14 protein-coding genes and 1 pseudogene are annotated in these 19756 nt (G+C 60.3%); 9 read left to right on the plus strand and 6 right to left on the minus strand.

Features of this window, described 5'->3' with window-relative positions; all coding sequences use genetic code 11:
• Window positions 1–138: 138 nt before the first annotated feature.
• From NKJ06_RS22845 to NKJ06_RS22865, 5 genes are all read right to left on the minus strand, one after another.
• Window positions 139–795: a hypothetical protein gene (locus NKJ06_RS22845; protein ID WP_352810700.1), complete on the minus strand. Its 657-nt coding sequence runs from the start codon at window positions 793–795 to the stop codon at window positions 139–141.
• A complete protein-coding gene (locus tag NKJ06_RS22850; protein ID WP_352810701.1) occupies window positions 792–3890 on the minus strand; it encodes an HsdM family class I SAM-dependent methyltransferase in 3099 nt (1032 codons plus the stop codon). The genes NKJ06_RS22845 and NKJ06_RS22850 overlap by 4 nt, the downstream gene beginning before the upstream one ends.
• Complete coding sequence (locus NKJ06_RS22855; protein ID WP_352810702.1) at window positions 3887–4363, minus strand: hypothetical protein; 477 nt, start codon at window positions 4361–4363, stop codon at window positions 3887–3889. Before NKJ06_RS22855 ends, NKJ06_RS22850 begins: the two co-directional genes overlap by 4 nt.
• 159 nt (window positions 4364–4522) lie before the next feature.
• A complete protein-coding gene (locus tag NKJ06_RS22860; protein ID WP_352810704.1) occupies window positions 4523–5287 on the minus strand; it encodes a hypothetical protein in 765 nt (254 codons plus the stop codon).
• Between the two features lie 2 nt (window positions 5288–5289).
• The gene (locus NKJ06_RS22865; protein WP_352810705.1) at window positions 5290–5937 is read right to left on the minus strand and encodes a HEPN family nuclease; all 648 of its coding nucleotides are present in this window, start codon (window positions 5935–5937) and stop codon (window positions 5290–5292) included.
• A gap of 603 nt (window positions 5938–6540) precedes the next feature.
• Between NKJ06_RS22865 and secE the strand changes: the two genes are divergently transcribed.
• The 9 genes from secE (at window position 6541) to NKJ06_RS22910 (ending at window position 19418) form a co-directional block, all read left to right on the plus strand.
• Complete coding sequence (gene secE, locus NKJ06_RS22870) at window positions 6541–6744, plus strand: preprotein translocase subunit SecE (RefSeq protein WP_013531408.1); 204 nt, start codon at window positions 6541–6543, stop codon at window positions 6742–6744.
• A gap of 27 nt (window positions 6745–6771) precedes the next feature.
• Window positions 6772–7299: a transcription termination/antitermination protein NusG gene (nusG, locus tag NKJ06_RS22875; RefSeq protein ID WP_013531409.1), complete on the plus strand. Its 528-nt coding sequence runs from the start codon at window positions 6772–6774 to the stop codon at window positions 7297–7299.
• Window positions 7300–7476: 177 nt separating this feature from the next.
• On the plus strand, window positions 7477–7905 hold the full coding sequence (gene rplK / locus NKJ06_RS22880) for a 50S ribosomal protein L11 (protein ID WP_027027738.1): 429 nt from the start codon (window positions 7477–7479) through the stop codon (window positions 7903–7905).
• A gap of 4 nt (window positions 7906–7909) precedes the next feature.
• Window positions 7910–8608, plus strand: a complete 699-nt coding sequence (gene rplA, locus NKJ06_RS22885) for a 50S ribosomal protein L1 (protein ID WP_127260185.1) — start codon at window positions 7910–7912, stop codon at window positions 8606–8608.
• 393 nt (window positions 8609–9001) lie between these two features.
• Window positions 9002–9520, plus strand: coding sequence for a 50S ribosomal protein L10 (gene rplJ / locus NKJ06_RS22890; protein ID WP_013531412.1), 519 nt, complete (start codon window positions 9002–9004; stop codon window positions 9518–9520).
• Window positions 9521–9574: 54 nt separating this feature from the next.
• Window positions 9575–9952: a 50S ribosomal protein L7/L12 gene (gene rplL, locus NKJ06_RS22895; protein WP_023762907.1), complete on the plus strand. Its 378-nt coding sequence runs from the start codon at window positions 9575–9577 to the stop codon at window positions 9950–9952.
• A gap of 251 nt (window positions 9953–10203) precedes the next feature.
• Window positions 10204–14340 (plus strand): DNA-directed RNA polymerase subunit beta, encoded by a 4137-nt coding sequence (rpoB, locus tag NKJ06_RS22900; RefSeq protein ID WP_352635712.1) that lies wholly within the window; start codon window positions 10204–10206, stop codon window positions 14338–14340.
• A 132-nt stretch (window positions 14341–14472) separates the two neighbouring features.
• Window positions 14473–18669, plus strand: coding sequence for a DNA-directed RNA polymerase subunit beta' (gene rpoC / locus NKJ06_RS22905; RefSeq protein WP_352635710.1), 4197 nt, complete (start codon window positions 14473–14475; stop codon window positions 18667–18669).
• A gap of 83 nt (window positions 18670–18752) precedes the next feature.
• Complete coding sequence (locus NKJ06_RS22910; RefSeq protein WP_352635708.1) at window positions 18753–19418, plus strand: O-methyltransferase; 666 nt, start codon at window positions 18753–18755, stop codon at window positions 19416–19418.
• Between the two features lie 233 nt (window positions 19419–19651).
• Here the strand turns inward: NKJ06_RS22910 and NKJ06_RS22915 are convergent.
• Window positions 19652–19756 (minus strand): annotated as a pseudogene (locus NKJ06_RS22915) (IS110 family transposase); the annotation flags it as partial.

Here is a 19756-nt window from a genome sequence, read left to right on the forward strand (position 1 = left end):
TACTGGAGAACAGGATCGGCGGTCTAACGTTGGCCATTGCGATCCCAACAAGGCTCTCCACGTTTCCTTTGATTGGTCCTGGACTATCGAGGCGCCATCTGTTGTTGAACTCAGTAGCGGTCGATTCGGCTCGGTTCGTCAGCCAATTGGCGCAGACAATGATGGGTAAGAAAATAGCGCGTGTCGAAGCTCAATTTCTAATCCAGCTGGACGGGTGTGCCGTGTTCGGAATCGTTCGATGGTTTCGATTGCGGCAAGTGGCGTTGGCCCATCGATGAGAGCAAGAGGAGGATGGCTTCCTATGACGCTGGCGAGCCGCGCCTTGGCAAAGGGCATATCCCCGTCCAGCACATAGCCCAGCATGCAGCCGACAGGCAAATGCTCTGCATACTGTTCAGTGAGAAAGCGCATCATGCCTTGGGTGACGTACACGGTGGCCAAGGAGCTGCGGCTTCCGCCGTTGACCACGTTGAGCCGCTTGCACTCATAGGCCAGATATCGCTCCCGTTCCCAGTCGAAGAGCACGGCGATGTCGATGATGCCCTTGCTGTATTTCGACCCGTCCGTAGCGAGGCCAAATGGCTCGAACTGATACTCGACCCAATGGCACAGCCGACGAACGACGACGTCCTTGGTCAGATGATCGACGAGGTTGATGGTGATGTCATCTTCCCCGGGCTGTTCGGGGAGAACGGCCATGCACGCCGGCCACGCCGCTGCGATCCTCTCGAGAAAGCGATCATCAAACGAAACGAAGCTGTCGACCCACTCCTGCATATCACCGATTAGCATCAATCAGCACTCCGCCGTTGCGGCACGGCTGCGGCTTGCTGGAGATCGAGCGCTATTCCATCTGCATCGGCGAGCGCGGTGGAGCGTAGCCAAAAGCGCATCTGCATCGGCTTGATGAGGTAAAGGTAGTCACCGACGAAAACCCGGAGGTCCGGCATCAACTGGAAATTGCCATCGAGAGGCCTCTTGATGTGAGTAGCGAGTTGCTCAAGAACGTCGCTTAGCTCGCCGCCGGCATCCTCGGCATAGTCTTCATGGCCGCCCAGGTGCAGGCGAAGTATCGCTAGGTCCGCTCCGCGCGCGACAAGGCGAGCATCAATTTTCCTGTCTTTGAACCAGTCCGCCAGGCTGGCCGCCAACGTGCGAGCGTATTGTGCCCGTTGCGGTTCGTCCGGTGCGCCCCACAGTTTAGGGAAGTGGCCTTCATGGGGCTGAAGCGCGGGCAGGATCGCTTCGACGGTATCGTCGATCAGCGCGATTTCATCGGGCGACAGGCAAAAATATTGGTACGCCAGCCGATCGATGGTTCGAAGGATCTCGCTCTCTTCGACCTGCATCGAAAACGGCTCGTTCAACCGTCCGCGTGCGTCGTCAACAATCGCAATCAGCTCACGAGCTGCTTGAGCGGCTGCGTCTTGATCGGGAACATCGGCAGGCGACGGAAATGGCAATCGCAGCAGGTCGGCCTGCTGGACCTCCGGTCGATCCGAACCGAACGATGCGGTGCCATGAAAGGCGTACCAGACCGCGACGCGACTATTGAGTATCGCGGTGAGGACCTTCGCACGGTCGCGTTGGCCATCCGGCACCACGATCGCCTGGAAGATATGCTGGAAGGTCAGCGGCTCGTCGCAGTAGGCGGCCCGCAGGCGATTTTGCGATGTCTCCACCCCACGCGGGATAAGAATGCGCGTACCGTCGAACCCGGCCTCGAATCCGCGACGACGAACCGTCGGTGAAGCGGCCGGTTGCAAGCCTTCCGCAGCCTGAGCCAAACGTGAGTAGGCTGTAATCGGTAGGTCTGGCAATCGACCGACGTACTCGCTGGCGAGAGGAGGCGCGTCGCTTTCGCTGTCCTCATTGAAAGGCTGATAGCCTTGCCCGATCACCCATCGATCGCCCGGCTCTTCACGGCGACGGCTCAGGCTGCCGAAGTCGTTGACGAAGGCCTCCAGCTTGGGGAGCCTGGCGAGGTAACCAAATAGCTTGGCGTCTGGGTCCCGCATCCAAAGCCGTTGCTTGAAGATAAGCGGGTTATCCAGAACCGCGCCGACCCCAAGTACGGCCTTGTCGGCGCTGCTTAGCGTGATGACACGCTTGATGCGGAGATTAAGATCGGCCTTCGGCGCCCAATAGTCGAAACGATATGGGAAACCGTCCGCTTTCACGCTGCCGTAGATAATCAGAGCGGCGGGGCGATGGGCTTTCTCGAAAAGCTGAAATCGAAGGTCCGCGAAGTTGATAATGCGGCGGACCTGAGATTTCCGGAAGAACGCGTCACGTGCGTCAACGGTGTTTTGGGCGTGGTTGTGCAAAAATCCCATCGCTGGCAACAGGAACGCGATCAGTCCGTCATCGGCGAGATGTGAGAGGGCTTTCCAACTGAATGCCCAGGCGTCTTCGCCTCCAGGCATAGGATGGCCGGTCTTCTTGCTCCACTGAACGGACGAGCGCGCCGGGCCCCTGCGGCTGGTCCATGGCGGATTGCCGATGATGACGTCGTACCGGGTGCCGTCCGGCGACACATCGAAAAAATCTCGGCAGACGAGGGTCTTGCCCCAAAGCTCGGGGAGGAGTTTTCCCCGGGTGATGAGTTTTCGGATGTCGCGTGGTGAGACTTCTTCGAGGAGGGCGACATAGAGCGAGAACACCGCGACGCGAACGGCGCCACCATTTAGATCCCAGCCATTAATTTGGCTCAGCAGCGATAAAAGCGTCTTCCAGGAAATCGTCTGCGTTTTGTGCTTAGCTCGCCAATGCTCGCATAGCCACTGGAACGACCGGACGAGAAAAACGCCCGAACCGCAGGCGGGGTCGAGGAAGTTTCCACTCGTCCGTGTCGCGTCCGGTAACATCTCCCAGGCTTGGGAAACGACGGTGTCGGCGAGGAACATGGGCGTGTAGTAGGCGCCGTTTGCACGGCGTTCGGCCTCGCGTTCCCCCAGAAAGCGATCATAGACGGCGCTGACAAGCTCGATTGGGATATATCGGAAGTCATAACCCCAGAACCGTTGCTGGCCTGAATGCGCCATCTCTTCCCGCCCCGATCGAAAGCGGGCTAGGATGGTAAGATGGGTGGCCGTGACTTCTGGCGCCTCGCCTTTCGGCTCGAAAGAGCAGGGCGCAACGAACAGGTCACCATTGAAATCTTTATGGAGAGTTCGAAAAAGCGATCGAAAGAGATCGACATCGCCGGTTTCCAGCAGCGCGGAGAAACTCTCAGCGCTCTTCTCGGTAACGGCCGCAAAATAGGCAGGCGTTACGATCTCACGATCTTCAAGATAGGCGATAAACATTGCCTGTATGAGCAACGCTTGCGCCGCATCGGGGGCAAGTTCGGCAGATTGCAAGAGTTCATGGGACGCATTCAGATTATCGAGAAGAACTTGATCGATACGCTCCTTCGGCGGGAAGTAATCGCCGTAGTCCTTCCAAAGGCGTCCGGATTCCGCTCCATAGATGAGATTGTGAAACCTTAGCGCTTCGGCCGTCAGGCTGAGGCTATCAATGAGGCAGCGGGTCTCGAATGCGTCGCCAGGATCACTAAACGGAGTGCGCGCGAGCGAAAAGGCTCTGAGAGTGTCATCGGCGATAACCAGCAATAGGCTTGCCAAGCCCTGGTTCCAGAGCGCGCCGTGGAGATCGATAATTTTGGCACGATCGTAAACATCTGCTTCGAGAATGGCGACGGTGGGAACTCCTTGGACACAGAAGATCGCTGAAACGCCCATTTCATTGAGTGCGGCGCGGATAGCTGGCGCATGCGGCACGTCGCTAACGGCGTCAGCTGACTCGTATAGTTCGGGCGAATGCCGATGAGTAAGTCCCAAGCGGTCTTTCCACTCCGGCGCCAATGCGGATGCCTGGACCGTGGTCATGCTCGTTTTCCGCGCTGCTCAGGTTGCGTGGTTACAGAAGTCGGGGGAAACTGTAGATAGCCTTGCACATCATCGGTTTCGGTTGCCGTGAGCGCTGAGCGCAGGCGCGATATGATCGGCGCGCAAGGAACGCTAAGAGTGGAGGCGTCCAGTGATGAGCGATGAGGCGCGTTCACGTCCACAAGCCGGAGATTGTCGACTTCTATCAGAGCAACGCAGTTTTCAAGGGACAGCCAAGACCTACCGCGGCACTCCATGAACAGTTGATCAAAACGGTCGCCGACCGTGCTAACACGGACACCAAAGTCCCTGACGAGTTCCGCGACGATTGCCATAGCAACAACATCGCCAGGCGTGAAACTCGGAGCATGTCCCTTGTGCATCGCCAGCGCGGGAATGGCATCCCGCCACGTGCGAAACGCATCCACCGAAATGGAAAGCAGCTCGCGAATTTGACTTTGAGTGTAACGCATCCGATTACATTAGTATGGAAAACGTCCCGGATCAACACGGGGTAGACCCCCATTGTGTTCTCTGTACGTTCTTGTGGCTATCAAATCCAATTTGCAGCCGAAAGTGCGAAAATTGCGGGCAGCATTCAGTCGCCCTTCCGGTTTGCCTGTTTCGTCGCCCTACTGAGACCGGACGGCGTTATCGCTTTGAATCGCTTTTTCAAACCAATCAGGGACCTGTTGCGGGCCACCAACGACATTTTCCGGGACGTCGCGCCAGAACGCGACGATCGCGTCTGAGAATGCCTGAAACTGATCATCACTCACCTTGAGGTTTGTGTAGTCCAGCATTTTCTCTGCCCATGGCGATCCCGAGCCACTGAGCGGATTGTCGAGATACTCAGGATAGTTCTGCTTCAGGTCATCGAGGGATTTTCCGACGCCGTGCTTGTGGACGTTGACCACCAAGCGGCACGCGTCGAGCCTCTCGAAGTAATCCGTGCTCCGGATGTTCCAGCCGAAACTCTCCAGCAGGTCTGCAATCTTGCCGAAATCCACTGACCAGACCTTCGCAACAACCGTCTCTCCGCGATGCCAGCGCAGGATTTCCCGCACCAGCCAGTCCCTGAGCTTTTTGTCCCACTCGTGGAACATGCCCGCGATCACGCTCAGCCGGGTCTGGTCGCTCATTTCGCTCAGGAGCTGGTAGAATTCAATGCCGATATCGTTGGCCGCCTCGTAGAAATCGCCAGGATCGTGCCGGTCCGGGTCAAACTGGTCACCGCTTTGCTCCAGCCACTCTTCGGCGGCCTTGTCAGCTTCCTCTTCCATGTTCTCGAACTGTGACAGCACGCGTTTGCGTGCCTGTTCGACATAGAACTGGTGCCCTTTGATCAGGGACTGCCGGTAGGGCCCCCACATTTGAAATAATGCGTAGTTGCTCATGCTCAAGCCGCCTGCATCTCGCGATCTTCAATGGCAGGGCCGCTGATCCATGCCGCCCAGAGCCTAATGAACCGGAGGAACTCGTCCTCTGTCGTGACGATCACTCGGTAGGTTTCGGTTTTAGCCTGCTGATCTGCGCCTTCCTCATAGCGTGAAAGAAACGCAAGGTAATGAACCAGGTCCCCCTCACGTTCTTCGCCATCCTTGTTGAGATAGACGATGTTCCCATGGGCCAGGGCGTTGCGGATTGCCCGCAACACCTCGGCCGCGCTCTTTCCAGGCAAAAAATCCTCGGCATCCTCTGCCAGTGGATGCTTGCCATCCCGCGCAACCCAGTGTCCGACGGAGTTAGCGTTCTCGACGATATGCGATTGCCGCCAGTCACTCGGACCTTCCCCTCGCCAGAAAGGCGCCTTGGTGAACTTCACTTTGCCCAGTTGGTCGATCGCAGCCGTCATTTGATCATCCCGCTCCCGATGCAGGAAATGGCGGGCCTGAGCGCGCTCGAACGGAATGGTCAGGACAGCCGCCGCAGCCAAGAGCGAGAATGAGCCGACCAAGCGATGATCCCGTGCAAAGCCCTCTACGGCATTGATCAGCTGGAGGCACCGGCTTGGATATTCTGCGGCCAGTCTGTTCGGGATACCCATGCAACGCCCTCTCTTCCATTGAGAAAGGACATTATCACAGATGCCGGCGCCGCAAATTCGGTCGAAAAGGCCAGCTTTTGTTACACAAATCCTTGCACATCGATTACAAAATCGGCTATTATCGATGTCTAAACAATGAGATGGACAAAGGCTATTCGGTCTCCAAAACCGCAGGTCGTAGGTTCGAGCCCTGCTGCCCGTGCCATTTCTCGAAATGGCACTCAATGTGATATTCGCCATTTTTCGAAATGGCGTTTCAAAACGATATTTCTACGGTCTACCCTTTGAAAATCGGCGACCCGCTTGCCATATTGGCTCACTTGGGGCATAAGGGCGCCATAGCCGGGACGGAACGACTGGATGGTTCCGAGGCGGCGTTTGGTCATAAAGCGGACACTTGCCACTTGCGTGGATCAAGAATCGGTTTTATGTAGACGAAACAGACACGCGACGCGTGGAGCTGGGAAGCCGGCTTTACGCGTCTGATTTGCATGGGCGAATTGATTGCGCTGATTCGGCGCGAGATTGGGCTCAGGCGGCACGTCCCGGCCAGCGGGATCATCCAGGAGACCCGGCCAACGGGTCTTGAAGACAGAGCGGCATATGGCTTCGAAAACCACAAATCCTTTCGTCTTTCTCCAGCAGGTTCGCGCGGAGACCGCCAAGGTGACTTGGCCGTCGCGGCGCGAAACGATGATCTCGACGGTCATGGTCCTGGCTTTCGCTGTGATCGCGATGATCTTTTTCTTCACCGCCGATCAGCTCATGGGTCTCGCGGTCGAACAGATTCTGGGCATCGGACGCTAAGTCCGGCGATTACGGAGAAGTCTTGAAATGACCGCGCGCTGGTACATCGTCCACGCCTATTCGAACTTTGAAAAGAAGGTCGCCGAGGATATCGAGAACAAGGCCAAGCAGAAGGGCCTGTCCGCCGACATCCACCAGATCGTGGTGCCGACCGAGAAGGTCGTCGAGGTTCGTCGCGGCCGCAAGGTCGATGCCGAGCGCAAGTTCTTCCCGGGCTATGTGCTCCTGAAGGCCAATCTGACCGACGCCGTGTTTTCGCTGGTCAAGAACACGCCGAAGGTCACCGGCTTCCTGGGCGACTCCAAGCCGGTGCCGATCACCGAGGCGGAAGCCCAGCGCATCCTGAACCAGGTGCAGGAAGGCGTCGAGCGGCCCAAGCCCTCGGTCACGTTCGAGATCGGCGAGGCGATCCGCGTTTCGGATGGTCCCTTCGCGTCGTTCAACGGTTTCGTCCAGGAAGTGGACGAGGAGCGGGCGCGGCTCAAGGTGGAAGTTTCGATCTTCGGGCGCGCCGTGCCTGTCGATCTGGAATTCGGACAGGTCGAAAAGGGCTGATCCGAAATCCCTGTCGTCAAGCGCGGCGGGGAAGAGCGGCGCGGAGATCGCGCGGCTCTTTAAGAACGGTGGGAGACGAGTGCGGCTTTAGCCGGCCGCATGGATCGCACCACCAGACTGCAACCGCCGAGGTTTCCCAGACAGTGGGGGTCGGCATAGACAAAGGCAGGAAAAGAGATGGCTAAGAAAATTGCAGGCCAGCTCAAGCTCCAGGTCAAAGCGGGATCGGCCACGCCGTCTCCCCCGATCGGCCCGGCGCTTGGTCAGCGTGGCATCAACATCATGGAATTCTGCAAGGCGTTCAACGCGCAGACCCAGGAAATGGAAAAGGGATCGCCGGTTCCGGTCGTCATCACCTACTATCAGGACAAGTCCTTCACCTTCGTCATGAAGACGGCGCCGGTGAGCTACTTCCTGAAGAAGGCGGCTAACCTGACGGCTGGTTCCAAGGAGCCGGGCAAGGTCAAGGCCGGTACGGTTTCGCGTGAAAAGGTCCGTGAGATCGCCACCGCGAAGATGAAGGATCTGAACGCAAACGACGTCGAAGCGGCCATGCGCATGGTCGAGGGCTCCGCCCGCTCGATGGGTCTGGAAGTGGTGGGCTAAGATCATGGCAAAGATTGCAAAGCGTGTATCGAAGACCCGCGAAGGCATCGATCCCAACAAGGCTTATGCCCTGGGTGATGCACTGAAGCTGCTCAAGGACCGTTCCTCGGTCAAGTTCGACGAGACCATCGAAGTCGCCATGAACCTCGGCGTCGACCCGCGCCACGCCGACCAGATGGTCCGCGGCGTGGTCAACCTGCCGAACGGCACCGGCCGCTCGGTGCGTGTCGCTGTGTTCGCGCGCGGCGACAAGGCTGACGAAGCGCGCGCCGCAGGCGCCGATATCGTTGGTGCCGAGGATCTGGTCGACATCGTCCAGAAGGGCACGATCGACTTCGATCGCTGCATCGCCACGCCGGACATGATGCCGCTCGTCGGCCGTCTGGGCAAAGTGCTCGGTCCGCGCGGCATGATGCCGAACCCGAAGGTTGGCACCGTCACCACAGACGTTGCCGCCGCCGTCAAGGCATCGAAGGGCGGCGCTGTCGAGTTCCGCGTGGAGAAGGCCGGCATCGTTCATGCCGGCGTTGGCAAGGTCTCGTTCGACGTCAAGGCTCTGGAAGAGAACATCCGCGCCTTCGCCGATGCGGTGACCAAGGCAAAGCCGACTGGCGCCAAGGGCAACTACGTCAAGAAGGTGTCGGTCACCTCGACGATGGGCCCGGGCCTCAAGCTCGACGTTGCGACGCTCACAGCGTCCTGATACGAACATTTGGATCGGTCGCTAAAGGCCTGATCCGCAAGTGAATTCCGGGCCTCCGACTTGTCGGCGGCCCGGTACCGGAAACCGAGAGGTTTCCGGACATCCTGTCCGAGATTGCAGGCGGCCCAGAAGCCTTAATTCGATTTGGGCCTGCATGAGACGGGTGAAGACCGGACAACGGAGCGATTGCTCCAATGAAAGGTTCGAACCGTGTTTGCCTTTTGTCTGCGCATCGCCGGCTTGACTGTCGATGTGGCGAAAGGGGGCAGGATCCTCGAGCGTCGTTCGGGAGATCCGTTACTGGATGGCCCGGCCGACAAAAGGCAACCCGACGCCTGTCCTCGTGAATGGGATGTTCCCATTAACAGGATTGGGGTCAACTGGAGATAGGCAGTGGACAGAGCGGAAAAACGCGAACTCGTCACGGGCCTGAACGGTGCGTTCTCGAACGCAGGTTCAGTGGTCGTGGCCCACTACGCCGGTATCACCGTCGCGCAAATGAACGACCTTCGGTCGAAAATGCGCGCCGCCGGTGGCACCGTCAAAGTCGCGAAGAACCGTCTCGCCAAAATCGCTCTTCAGGGCACGGACTCCGCATCGATCATCGAGCTGTTCAAGGGACAGACGCTGATTGCTTATTCGGAGGATCCGATTGCGGCGCCGAAGGTCGCGTCCGATTTCGCCAAGGGAAATGACAAGCTTGTCATTCTCGGCGGCGCAATGGGCACCACCTCGCTCAACGCCGACGGTGTGAAGGCACTCGCCACACTTCCGTCGCTCGATGAGCTGCGCGCCAGGCTGGTTGGCATGATCGCCACGCCGGCAACCCGGATCGCCCAGATCGTCAATGCGCCAGCGGCTTCGGTCGCGCGCGTCATCGGCGCTTACGCCCGGAAGGACGAGGCGGCATGAGGCCGTTCCTCGCTATCACAAACACACGTTCGAACCTGATGAAGGAATACAACAATGGCTGATCTCGCAAAGATCGTAGACGACCTTTCGAAGCTGACCGTCCTCGAGGCGGCCGAGCTGTCGAAGCTTCTGGAAGAAAAGTGGGGCGTTTCCGCCGCTGCTCCGGTGGCTGTTGCCGCCGCTGGCGGTGGTGCGGCCGCAGCTGCTCCGGTCGAGGAAAAGACGGAATTCGACGTCGTCCTCACCGAGGCAGGCGCTCAGAAGATCAACGTCATCAAGGAAGTCCGCGCTATCACCGGTCTTGGCCTCAAGGAAGCCAAGGATCTGGTCGAAGCGGCTCCGAAGCCGGTCAAGGAAGGCGTTTCCAAGGCCGACGCTGACAAGTTCAAGGCCCAGCTGGAAGCAGCCGGCGCCAAGGTCGACCTGAAGTAAGCGTAAAAGCGGCGGACGGCCTCGCGCCGTCCGCCACTCCCTTCGCCTGGAGGGAGGACGCGTAACGCGAGACGTACGAGAACCTCTTTCCTGAGGGCCGAAAACCGGCCTTCAGGAAACGGGTTTTCTCCCGTTCTAGCCGGCCGCCGACAGGCGCCGGGAAAACAGACAGAGGGTTGCCGCCAAGGTGGCCCAGCATGCAAGGCGAGCCGCGGCGAGGCTCGTCCCGAGTTTAGAGCTAAGGAGCGACGATGGCCCAGACCCAGACTTTCAATGGCCGCAGACGCGTACGCAAGTTCTTCGGAAAGATTCCGGAAGTTGCGGAGATGCCGAACCTGATCGAGGTTCAGAAGGCATCCTATGATCAGTTCCTGATGGTGGCGGAGCCCAAGGGTGGGCGTCCGGACGAGGGACTGCAGGCCGTTTTCAAGTCGGTCTTCCCGATCTCCGATTTTTCCGGCTCCTCGATGCTGGAGTTCGTGAAGTACGAGTTCGAAGGACCGAAATTCGACGTTGACGAATGCCGTCAGCGCGACCTCACCTATGCCGCGCCGCTCAAGGTGACGCTGCGCCTCATCGTGTTCGATATTGACGAGGATACCGGCGCCAAGTCCATCAAGGACATCAAGGAGCAGGACGTCTACATGGGCGACATGCCGCTCATGACCCTGAACGGCACCTTCATCGTCAACGGCACCGAGCGCGTCATCGTCTCGCAGATGCACCGCTCGCCGGGCGTCTTCTTCGACCATGACAAGGGCAAGTCGCACTCGTCGGGCAAACTTCTGTTTGCCGCGCGCGTCATTCCCTATCGCGGTTCGTGGCTCGACATCGAGTTCGATTCCAAGGACGTCGTGCACGCCCGCATCGATCGTCGCCGCAAGATCCCGGTGACGTCGCTGCTGATGGCGCTCGGCATGGACGGCGAAGAGATCCTGTCGACCTTCTACAACAAGATCACCTACAAGCGCGCCGGCGACCATTGGCGCATTCCGTTCAACGTCGAGCGTTTCCGCGGCCTCAAGGCCGTTGGCGACCTGGTCGATGCCGACACCGGCGAGGTCGTTGTCGAGGCCGGCAAGAAGATCACCGCCCGCCAGGCGAGGGCGCTTGGCGAAAAGGGTCTCAAGGCGATCAAGGCGACCGACGAGGATCTGCTCGGCAACTACCTGGCCGAGGACATCGTCAACTACGCCACCGGCGAGATTTTCCTCGAGGCCGGGGACGAGATCGACGAGAAGACGCTGAAGGTGCTGCTTGGCACCGGTGAAGACGAGATCAAGGTTCTCGACATCGACCATGTCAATGTCGGCGCCTATATCCGCAACACGCTCAACGTCGACAAGAACGAGAGCCGCCAGGACGCGCTGTTCGACATCTATCGTGTCATGCGCCCCGGCGAGCCGCCGACGCTCGAGACCGCGGAAGCCATGTTCAACTCGCTGTTCTTCGACTCAGAGCGCTACGATCTGTCGGCCGTCGGCCGCGTCAAGATGAACATGCGTCTGGAACTCAAGGCCGAGGACACCGTTCGCGTGCTGCGCAAGGACGACATCCTGGCCGTGGTCAGGACGCTGGTCGAACTGCGTGATGGCAAGGGCGAAATCGACGACATCGACAATCTCGGCAACCGCCGCGTGCGTTCGGTCGGCGAACTGATGGAAAACCAGTACCGCGTCGGCCTGCTGCGCATGGAGCGCGCGATCAAGGAGCGTATGTCCTCGATCGAGATCGACACGGTCATGCCGCAGGACCTGATCAACGCCAAGCCGGCGGCTGCCGCCGTGCGCGAGTTCTTCGGTTCCTCGCAGCTGTCGCAGTTCATGGACCAGACCAACCCGCTGTCGGAGATCACCCACAAGCGCCGCCTTTCGGCACTTGGACCGGGCGGTCTGACCCGCGAGCGCGCCGGCTTCGAAGTGCGCGACGTGCACCCGACGCATTACGGCCGCATCTGCCCGATCGAGACGCCGGAAGGCCCGAATATCGGTCTGATCAACTCGCTGGCCACTTTCGCACGCGTCAACAAGTACGGCTTCATCGAGAGCCCGTACCGCAAGATCGTCGATGGCAAGCTGACCAATGACGTCGTCTATCTCTCGGCGATGGAAGAGGCCAAGCACCATGTCGCGCAGGCCAACGCCGAGCTCGACAAGAACGGTGGTTTCGTCGACGAATTCGTCATTTGCCGCAGCGCCGGCGAAGTGATGATGGCGCCGCGTGAAAACGTCGATCTGATGGACGTTTCGCCCAAGCAGATGGTGTCGGTGGCCGCGGCCCTGATCCCGTTCCTGGAAAACGACGACGCCAACCGCGCTCTGATGGGCTCGAACATGCAGCGTCAGGCCGTGCCGCTGGTGCGCGCCGAAGCGCCGTTTGTCGGCACCGGCATGGAGCCGATCGTCGCCCGTGACTCGGGTGCCGCCATCGGCGCCCGCCGCGGCGGCATCGTCGACCAGGTGGACGCGACGCGTATCGTTATCCGCGCTACCGAAGATCTCGATCCGGGCAAGTCCGGCGTCGATATCTACCGGCTGATGAAGTTCCAGCGTTCGAATCAGAACACCTGCATCAACCAGCGTCCGCTGGTTCGCATGGGCGATCGGGTCAACAAGGGCGACATCATCGCCGACGGTCCGTCGACCGAACTCGGTGATCTGGCTCTCGGCCGCAACGTGCTGGTCGCGTTCATGCCGTGGAATGGCTACAACTACGAGGACTCGATCCTCCTGTCCGAACGCATCGTCGCCGACGACGTCTTCACCTCGATCCACATCGAGGAGTTCGAGGTCATGGCGCGCGATACCAAGCTCGGGCCGGAAGAAATCACGCGCGATATCCCGAACGTCTCGGAAGAAGCGCTGAAGAACCTCGACGAAGCCGGCATCGTCTACATCGGTGCCGAAGTTCAGCCGGGCGACATCCTGGTCGGCAAGATCACGCCGAAGGGCGAAAGCCCGATGACGCCGGAAGAGAAGCTTCTGCGCGCCATCTTCGGCGAAAAGGCATCCGATGTGCGCGACACCTCGATGCGCATGCCTCCGGGCACCTTCGGCACCGTCGTCGAGGTGCGCGTGTTCAATCGCCACGGTGTGGAGAAGGACGAGCGCGCCATGGCGATCGAGCGCGAGGAGATCGAACGCCTCGCCAAGGACCGCGACGACGAGCAGGCCATTCTGGACCGCAACGTCTACGCGCGTCTTTCCGACGTGCTCGTCGGCAAGGAAGCGATCGCTGGACCGAAGGGCTTCAAGAAGGGCTCGACGCTGTCCAAGGATACGCTCGACGAGTATCCGCGTTCGCAGTGGTGGCAGTTTGCCGTGGAGAACGAAAAGCTCCAGAGCGAACTCGAAGCCCTGCGTGGCCAGTACGACGACTCCAAGAAGGCGCTCGAACAGCGCTTCATGGACAAGGTCGAGAAGGTCCAGCGCGGCGACGAAATGCCTCCGGGCGTCATGAAGATGGTCAAGGTCTTCGTGGCCGTGAAGCGCAAGATGCAGCCCGGCGACAAGATGGCCGGCCGTCACGGCAACAAGGGTGTCGTGTCGCGGATCGTTCCGGTCGAGGACATGCCTTTCCTCGAGGACGGCACTCATGCCGATATCGTGCTCAACCCGCTGGGTGTGCCGAGCCGCATGAATGTCGGCCAGATCCTGGAAACGCATCTGGGCTGGGCTTGCGCCGGTATGGGCAGGAAGATCGGCGAGCTGATCGACACGTATAAGGCTGCCGGCGACATCAAGCCGCTGCGCAAGACGCTCGAGAGCTTCATTCCGTCCAACGACCGTAATGAGCCGGTCCGCGACTATGACGACGAGAGCATCGTTCGCCTCAGCGAGCAGATGCGCCGCGGCGTCTCTATCGCGACCCCGGTGTTCGACGGCGCGCACGAGGCTGACATCAACATCATGCTGGAGCAGGCGGGCCTGCACACCAGCGGTCAGTCGCAGCTCTATGACGGACGTACCGGCGAGCCGTTCGATCGCAAGGTGACGATGGGCTACATTTACATGCTCAAGCTTCACCACCTCGTGGACGACAAGATCCACGCGCGTTCGATCGGTCCGTACTCGCTCGTTACCCAGCAGCCGCTGGGCGGCAAGGCGCAGTTCGGTGGCCAGCGCTTCGGCGAGATGGAGGTCTGGGCGCTCGAGGCATACGGCGCCGCCTACACGCTGCAGGAAATGCTGACGGTGAAGTCGGACGACGTCGCCGGCCGTACCAAGGTCTACGAGGCGATCGTCCGTGGCGACGACACCTTCGAGGCCGGCATTCCCGAGAGCTTCAACGTTCTCGTCAAGGAAATGCGGTCTCTCGGCCTCAATGTCGAGCTGGAGAACACCAAGCTCGATGACAACCCGATCCGGCTGCCCGACGCGGCCGAGTAAGAAAGACATCCGGTCGCGGGCTCCCCGCGACCGGATGCATCAAATTCCACGGCCAGTGGCCGACAAGACGGCGGGCGTTTGGCTCGCGACTAGATGCAAGGGGTTTTCGAGGACCCCGAAAAGGAGAACGGCATGAACCAAGAGGTCATGAATCTCTTCAATCCGCAGGCGCCTGCGCAGGTGTTCGATTCCATCCGGATATCGCTTGCCAGCCCTGAGAAGATTCTGTCCTGGTCTTTCGGCGAGATCAAGAAGCCGGAGACCATCAACTACCGCACCTTCAAGCCGGAGCGTGACGGTCTGTTCTGCGCGCGCATTTTTGGCCCGATCAAGGACTATGAGTGCCTGTGCGGCAAGTACAAGCGCATGAAGTACAAGGGCGTCATCTGCGAGAAGTGCGGCGTCGAAGTCACGCTGTCGCGCGTTCGCCGCGAGCGCATGGGCCATATCGAGCTCGCCGCGCCCGTCGCCCATATCTGGTTCCTGAAGTCGCTGCCGTCGCGTATCGGCACGCTGCTCGACATGACCCTGAAGGACATCGAGCGCGTCCTCTACTTCGAGAACTACATCGTCACCGAACCTGGCCTCACCGCGCTGAAGGAGCACCAGCTGCTCAGCGAGGAAGAGTACATGATCGCCGTCGACGAGTATGGCGAGGATTCGTTCACCGCCATGATCGGCGCCGAGGCCATTCATGACCTCCTGGCCGGCATGGACCTGGAGAAGATCGCCGGCGACCTGCGTTCGGAACTGGCTTCGACCACCTCCGAGCTGAAGCAGAAGAAGTATCTGAAGCGGCTCAAGGTCGTCGAGAACTTCATGGAATCCGGCAACCGTCCGGAATGGATGATCATGAAGGTGGTTCCGGTGATCCCGCCGGACCTGCGCCCGCTTGTCCCGCTGGACGGCGGCCGCTTCGCCACGTCGGATCTGAACGACCTCTATCGCCGCGTCATCAACCGCAACAACCGTCTGAAGCGGCTGATCGAGCTGCGCGCCCCCGGCATCATCGTGCGCAATGAAAAGCGCATGCTGCAGGAAGCCGTCGATGCGCTGTTCGACAATGGCCGTCGCGGCCGCGTCATCACCGGCGCCAACAAGCGCCCGCTGAAGTCGCTGTCCGACATGCTCAAGGGCAAGCAGGGCCGGTTCCGTCAGAACCTGCTCGGCAAGCGCGTCGACTATTCCGGCCGCTCGGTCATCGTGACCGGTCCGGAGCTCAAGCTGCACCAGTGCGGCCTGCCCAAGAAGATGGCGCTCGAACTGTTCAAGCCCTTCATCTACGCCCGTCTCGACGCCAAGGGTTACTCCTCGACCGTCAAGCAGGCGAAGAAGCTGGTCGAGAAGGAGCGTCCGGAAGTCTGGGATATCCTCGACGAGGTCATCCGCGAGCATCCGGTGCTCTTGAACCGTGCGCCGACGCTGCACCGTCTCGGCATCCAGGCGTTCGAGCCGATCCTGATCGAAGGCAAGGCGATCCAGCTGCACCCGCTGGTCTGCACGGCCTTCAACGCCGACTTCGACGGCGACCAGATGGCCGTTCACGTGCCGCTGTCGCTGGAAGCGCAGCTTGAAGCCCGCGTGCTGATGATGTCGACCAACAACATCCTGCACCCGGCTTCCGGCGCGCCGATCATCGTGCCGTCGCAGGACATGGTTCTCGGTCTCTACTATCTCTCGATCGTCAACCAGAACGAGCCGGGCGAGGGCATGGTGTTTGCCGACATGGGCGAACTCCAGCACGCGCTCGAGACCAAGGCGGTGACGCTGCACTCCAAGATCAAGGGTCGTTTCCGCACGGTCGATGCCGAAGGCAAGGTCGTGTCGAAGATCCATGACACCACCCCTGGCCGCATGATCATCGGCGAGCTTCTGCCGAAGAACGTCAACGTGCCTTATGAGACCGCCAACCAGGAGATGACCAAGAAGAACATCTCCAAGATGATCGACACCGTCTACCGCCACTGCGGTCAGAAGGAGACGGTCATTTTCTGCGATCGCATCATGGCGCTCGGCTTCAGCCATGCCTGCCGTGCCGGCATTTCGTTCGGCAAGGACGACATGCTGATCCCGGATGCCAAGATCAAGCTGGTCTCCGACACCGAGGCTTTGGCCAAGGAATACGAGCAGCAGTACAATGACGGCCTGATCACGCAGGGCGAGAAGTACAACAAGGTCGTCGACGCCTGGGCCAAGTGCTCGGAAAAGGTCGCCGACGAAATGATGGCCCGCATCAAGGCGGTCGAGTTCGAGGACAATGGCCGTCAAAAGCCGATGAATTCGATCTACATGATGTCGCACTCCGGTGCACGTGGCTCGCCCACCCAGATGCGTCAGCTCGCCGGCATGCGCGGCCTTATGGCCAAGCCGTCGGGTGAAATCATCGAGACGCCGATCATCTCGAACTTCAAGGAAGGACTGACCGTGCTCGAGTACTTCAACTCGACCCACGGCGCCCGCAAGGGTCTGGCCGACACCGCCTTGAAGACGGCGAACTCGGGTTACCTCACCCGTCGTCTGGTCGACGTGGCGCAGGACTGCATCGTCAACTCCGTCGACTGCGGCACCGACAAGGGCCTCACCATGCAGCCGATCGTCGATGCCGGTCAGGTCGTCGCTTCGGTCGGCCAGCGCGTGCTGGGTCGTACGTCGCTCGACGACATCACCCATCCGGTGTCGGGCGAGATCCTGGTCAAGGCCGGAACGCTGATGGACGAGCGTGACGTGGAACAGATCGAAAAGGCCGGCGTCCAGTCGGTTCGCATTCGCTCGGCACTGACTTGCGAAGTCAGGGTTGGCGTCTGCGCGGTCTGCTACGGTCGCGATCTGGCCCGCGGCACCCCGGTCAACCAGGGTGAAGCCGTCGGCGTCATCGCGGCGCAGTCGATCGGCGAGCCGGGCACCCAGCTCACCATGCGTACCTTCCACATGGGCGGTACGGCGCAGGTGGTGGACAGCTCGTTCCTTGAAGCCTCCTATGAGGGCAAGGTCGAGATCCGCAACCGCAACGTGGTGCGCAACTCTGACGGCCAGCAGATGGTCATGGGCCGCAACATGGCGGTGCTGATCCTCGACGAAGCCGGCAAGGAGCGCGCCTCGCACCGTCTCACTTATGGTTCGCGCATCTTCGTGGACGATGGTGACAAGGTGAAGCGCGGCCAGCGTATCGCCGAGTGGGATCCCTACACCCGTCCAGTCCTCACCGAAATCGAGGGCAGGGTGTCGTACGAGGATCTGGTCGACGGCATTTCCGTTCAGGAAACGGCCGACGAGTCGACCGGCATCACCAAGCGTGAGGTCATCGACTGGCGCTCGACGCCGCGCGGCAACGACCTGAAGCCGGCAATTGCCATCCAGGACGCCAAGGGCAAAGTCGGCAAGCTGTCCAAGGGTGGCGACGCCCGCTTCCTGCTCTCGGTCGAGGCCATTCTTTCGGTCGAGCCGGGATCGCAGGTTCGCCCCGGCGACGTGCTGGCGCGTATCCCGATGGAAAGCGCCAAGACCAAGGACATCACCGGCGGTCTGCCGCGTGTGGCCGAACTGTTCGAGGCACGTCGTCCGAAGGATCACGCCATCATCGCCGAGATCGACGGCACGATCCGCTTCGGCCGCGACTACAAGAACAAGCGTCGCATCATCATCGAGCCGCATGACTCGACGCTTGAGCCGGTCGAATACCTGATCCCGAAGGGCAAGCCGTTCCATCTCCAGGACGGCGACGTCATCGAGAAGGGCGACTACATCCTCGACGGCAATCCGGCGCCGCACGACATCCTGGCGATCAAGGGCGTGGAGGCACTTGCTTCCTACCTCGTCAACGAAATCCAGGAAGTCTACCGTCTGCAGGGCGTGTCGATCAACGACAAGCACATCGAGGTGATCGTTCGCCAGATGCTGCAGAAGGTCGAGATCACGGTGCAGGGCGACTCGACCTACATTCCGGGCGATCATGTCGACGTGATCGAACTGGAGGAGGTCAACGAGCGTCTGGTCGAGGACGGCAAGAAGCCGGCCGAAGGCCTGCCGGTGCTGCTCGGCATCACCAAGGCATCGCTGCAGACGCCATCCTTCATCTCGGCCGCCTCCTTCCAGGAGACGACCCGAGTGCTGACGGAAGCTGCTGTTGCCGGCAAGACCGACATGCTGCAGGGACTGAAGGAAAACGTCATTGTTGGCCGGCTTATCCCGGCCGGCACCGGCGGCACGATGAGCCAGATCCGGCGCATCGCCACCTCGCGCGACGAACTGATCATCGACGAGCGCCGCAAGGCCTCCGGTGTGGAAGTCGCCGAGCCGATGCTTGCCGACATGACACACGCCGCGCAGTAAGCGCGGAAGGAAAGAGACAAGAAAAGGGGCCAAGCGGCCCCTTTTCGCGTTTAGGTCCCCCAATTGGATCGGAGAAGCAAACGATGAGCAAAAGGACCTGGACGGCTGTCGACGACTACATCGTCGGTTCCCTGTTTGAGGCGGACTCCGTCCTCGACGCGGTTCTGGCAGCCAACCACGACCAGGGCCTGCCGGCGATCGACGTGTCGCCGGCGCAAGGCAAGCTGCTTTCACTTCTTGCGCGCATGCAGGGAGCCAGGAAGATTCTCGAGATCGGCACGCTGGGCGGCTATTCGACGATCTGGATGGCGCGAGCGCTGCCTGTCGACGGCAGGATTGTGACGCTCGAACTCGATCCGCACCATGCCGCTGTCGCGCGATCGAATTTCGAGCGGGCAGGCGTCTCGGAGCGGGTGGAACTCCGGGTCGGGCCGGCCCTTCAGTCGCTTGCCGCGCTGGGCGACGAGCATGCAGGACCGTTCGACTTCATCTTCATCGACGCCGACAAGCCGAACAACCCGCACTATCTATCCTGGGCCATGCGGCTGTCCCGGCCCGGAACCGTCATCGTCTGCGACAACGTCATACGCGAGGGTGCTGTGCTCGATCAGGGTGGCCGTGATCCCAATGTAGAAGGCGCACGCGCGGCATTCTCCTTCATCGGTGGCGACAAGCGTCTGGATGGCACTGCCATCCAAACAGTCGGCGCCAAGGGCTATGACGGCTTTGCGATTGCGATCGTCGAGTGAGAGCACACCGTGATTGTCTCAATGACGCTGATATCAGACCAACTCGGTCGTACTCACTTGTCATCGGCTGTTCGTTTGACGACCGGCTTCCCCCAATCCGTCGCTGCTTCGCAGCGCCACCTTTCCCCCCTCCGGAGGGAAAGGAAGGGAGCCTCGTTGGAACAGCGCTGGCGGCAATAGGCTCGCGTCCTTCCTCTACCCCGTCGATCGGGGGAGAGCGACTATCTGGGGTGTCAAGTTGCAATTGCGAACTCGTTGCGCGCATCGCGTGCTTTTGCATTGAGGATGACCAGGAGTTTTCTGGCGAGTGCGATACGGATGAGCATTTTTGGCTTTCC

The organism is Mesorhizobium sp. M0293 (assembly GCF_040321735.1).
Taxonomy (GTDB): domain Bacteria; phylum Pseudomonadota; class Alphaproteobacteria; order Rhizobiales; family Rhizobiaceae; genus Mesorhizobium.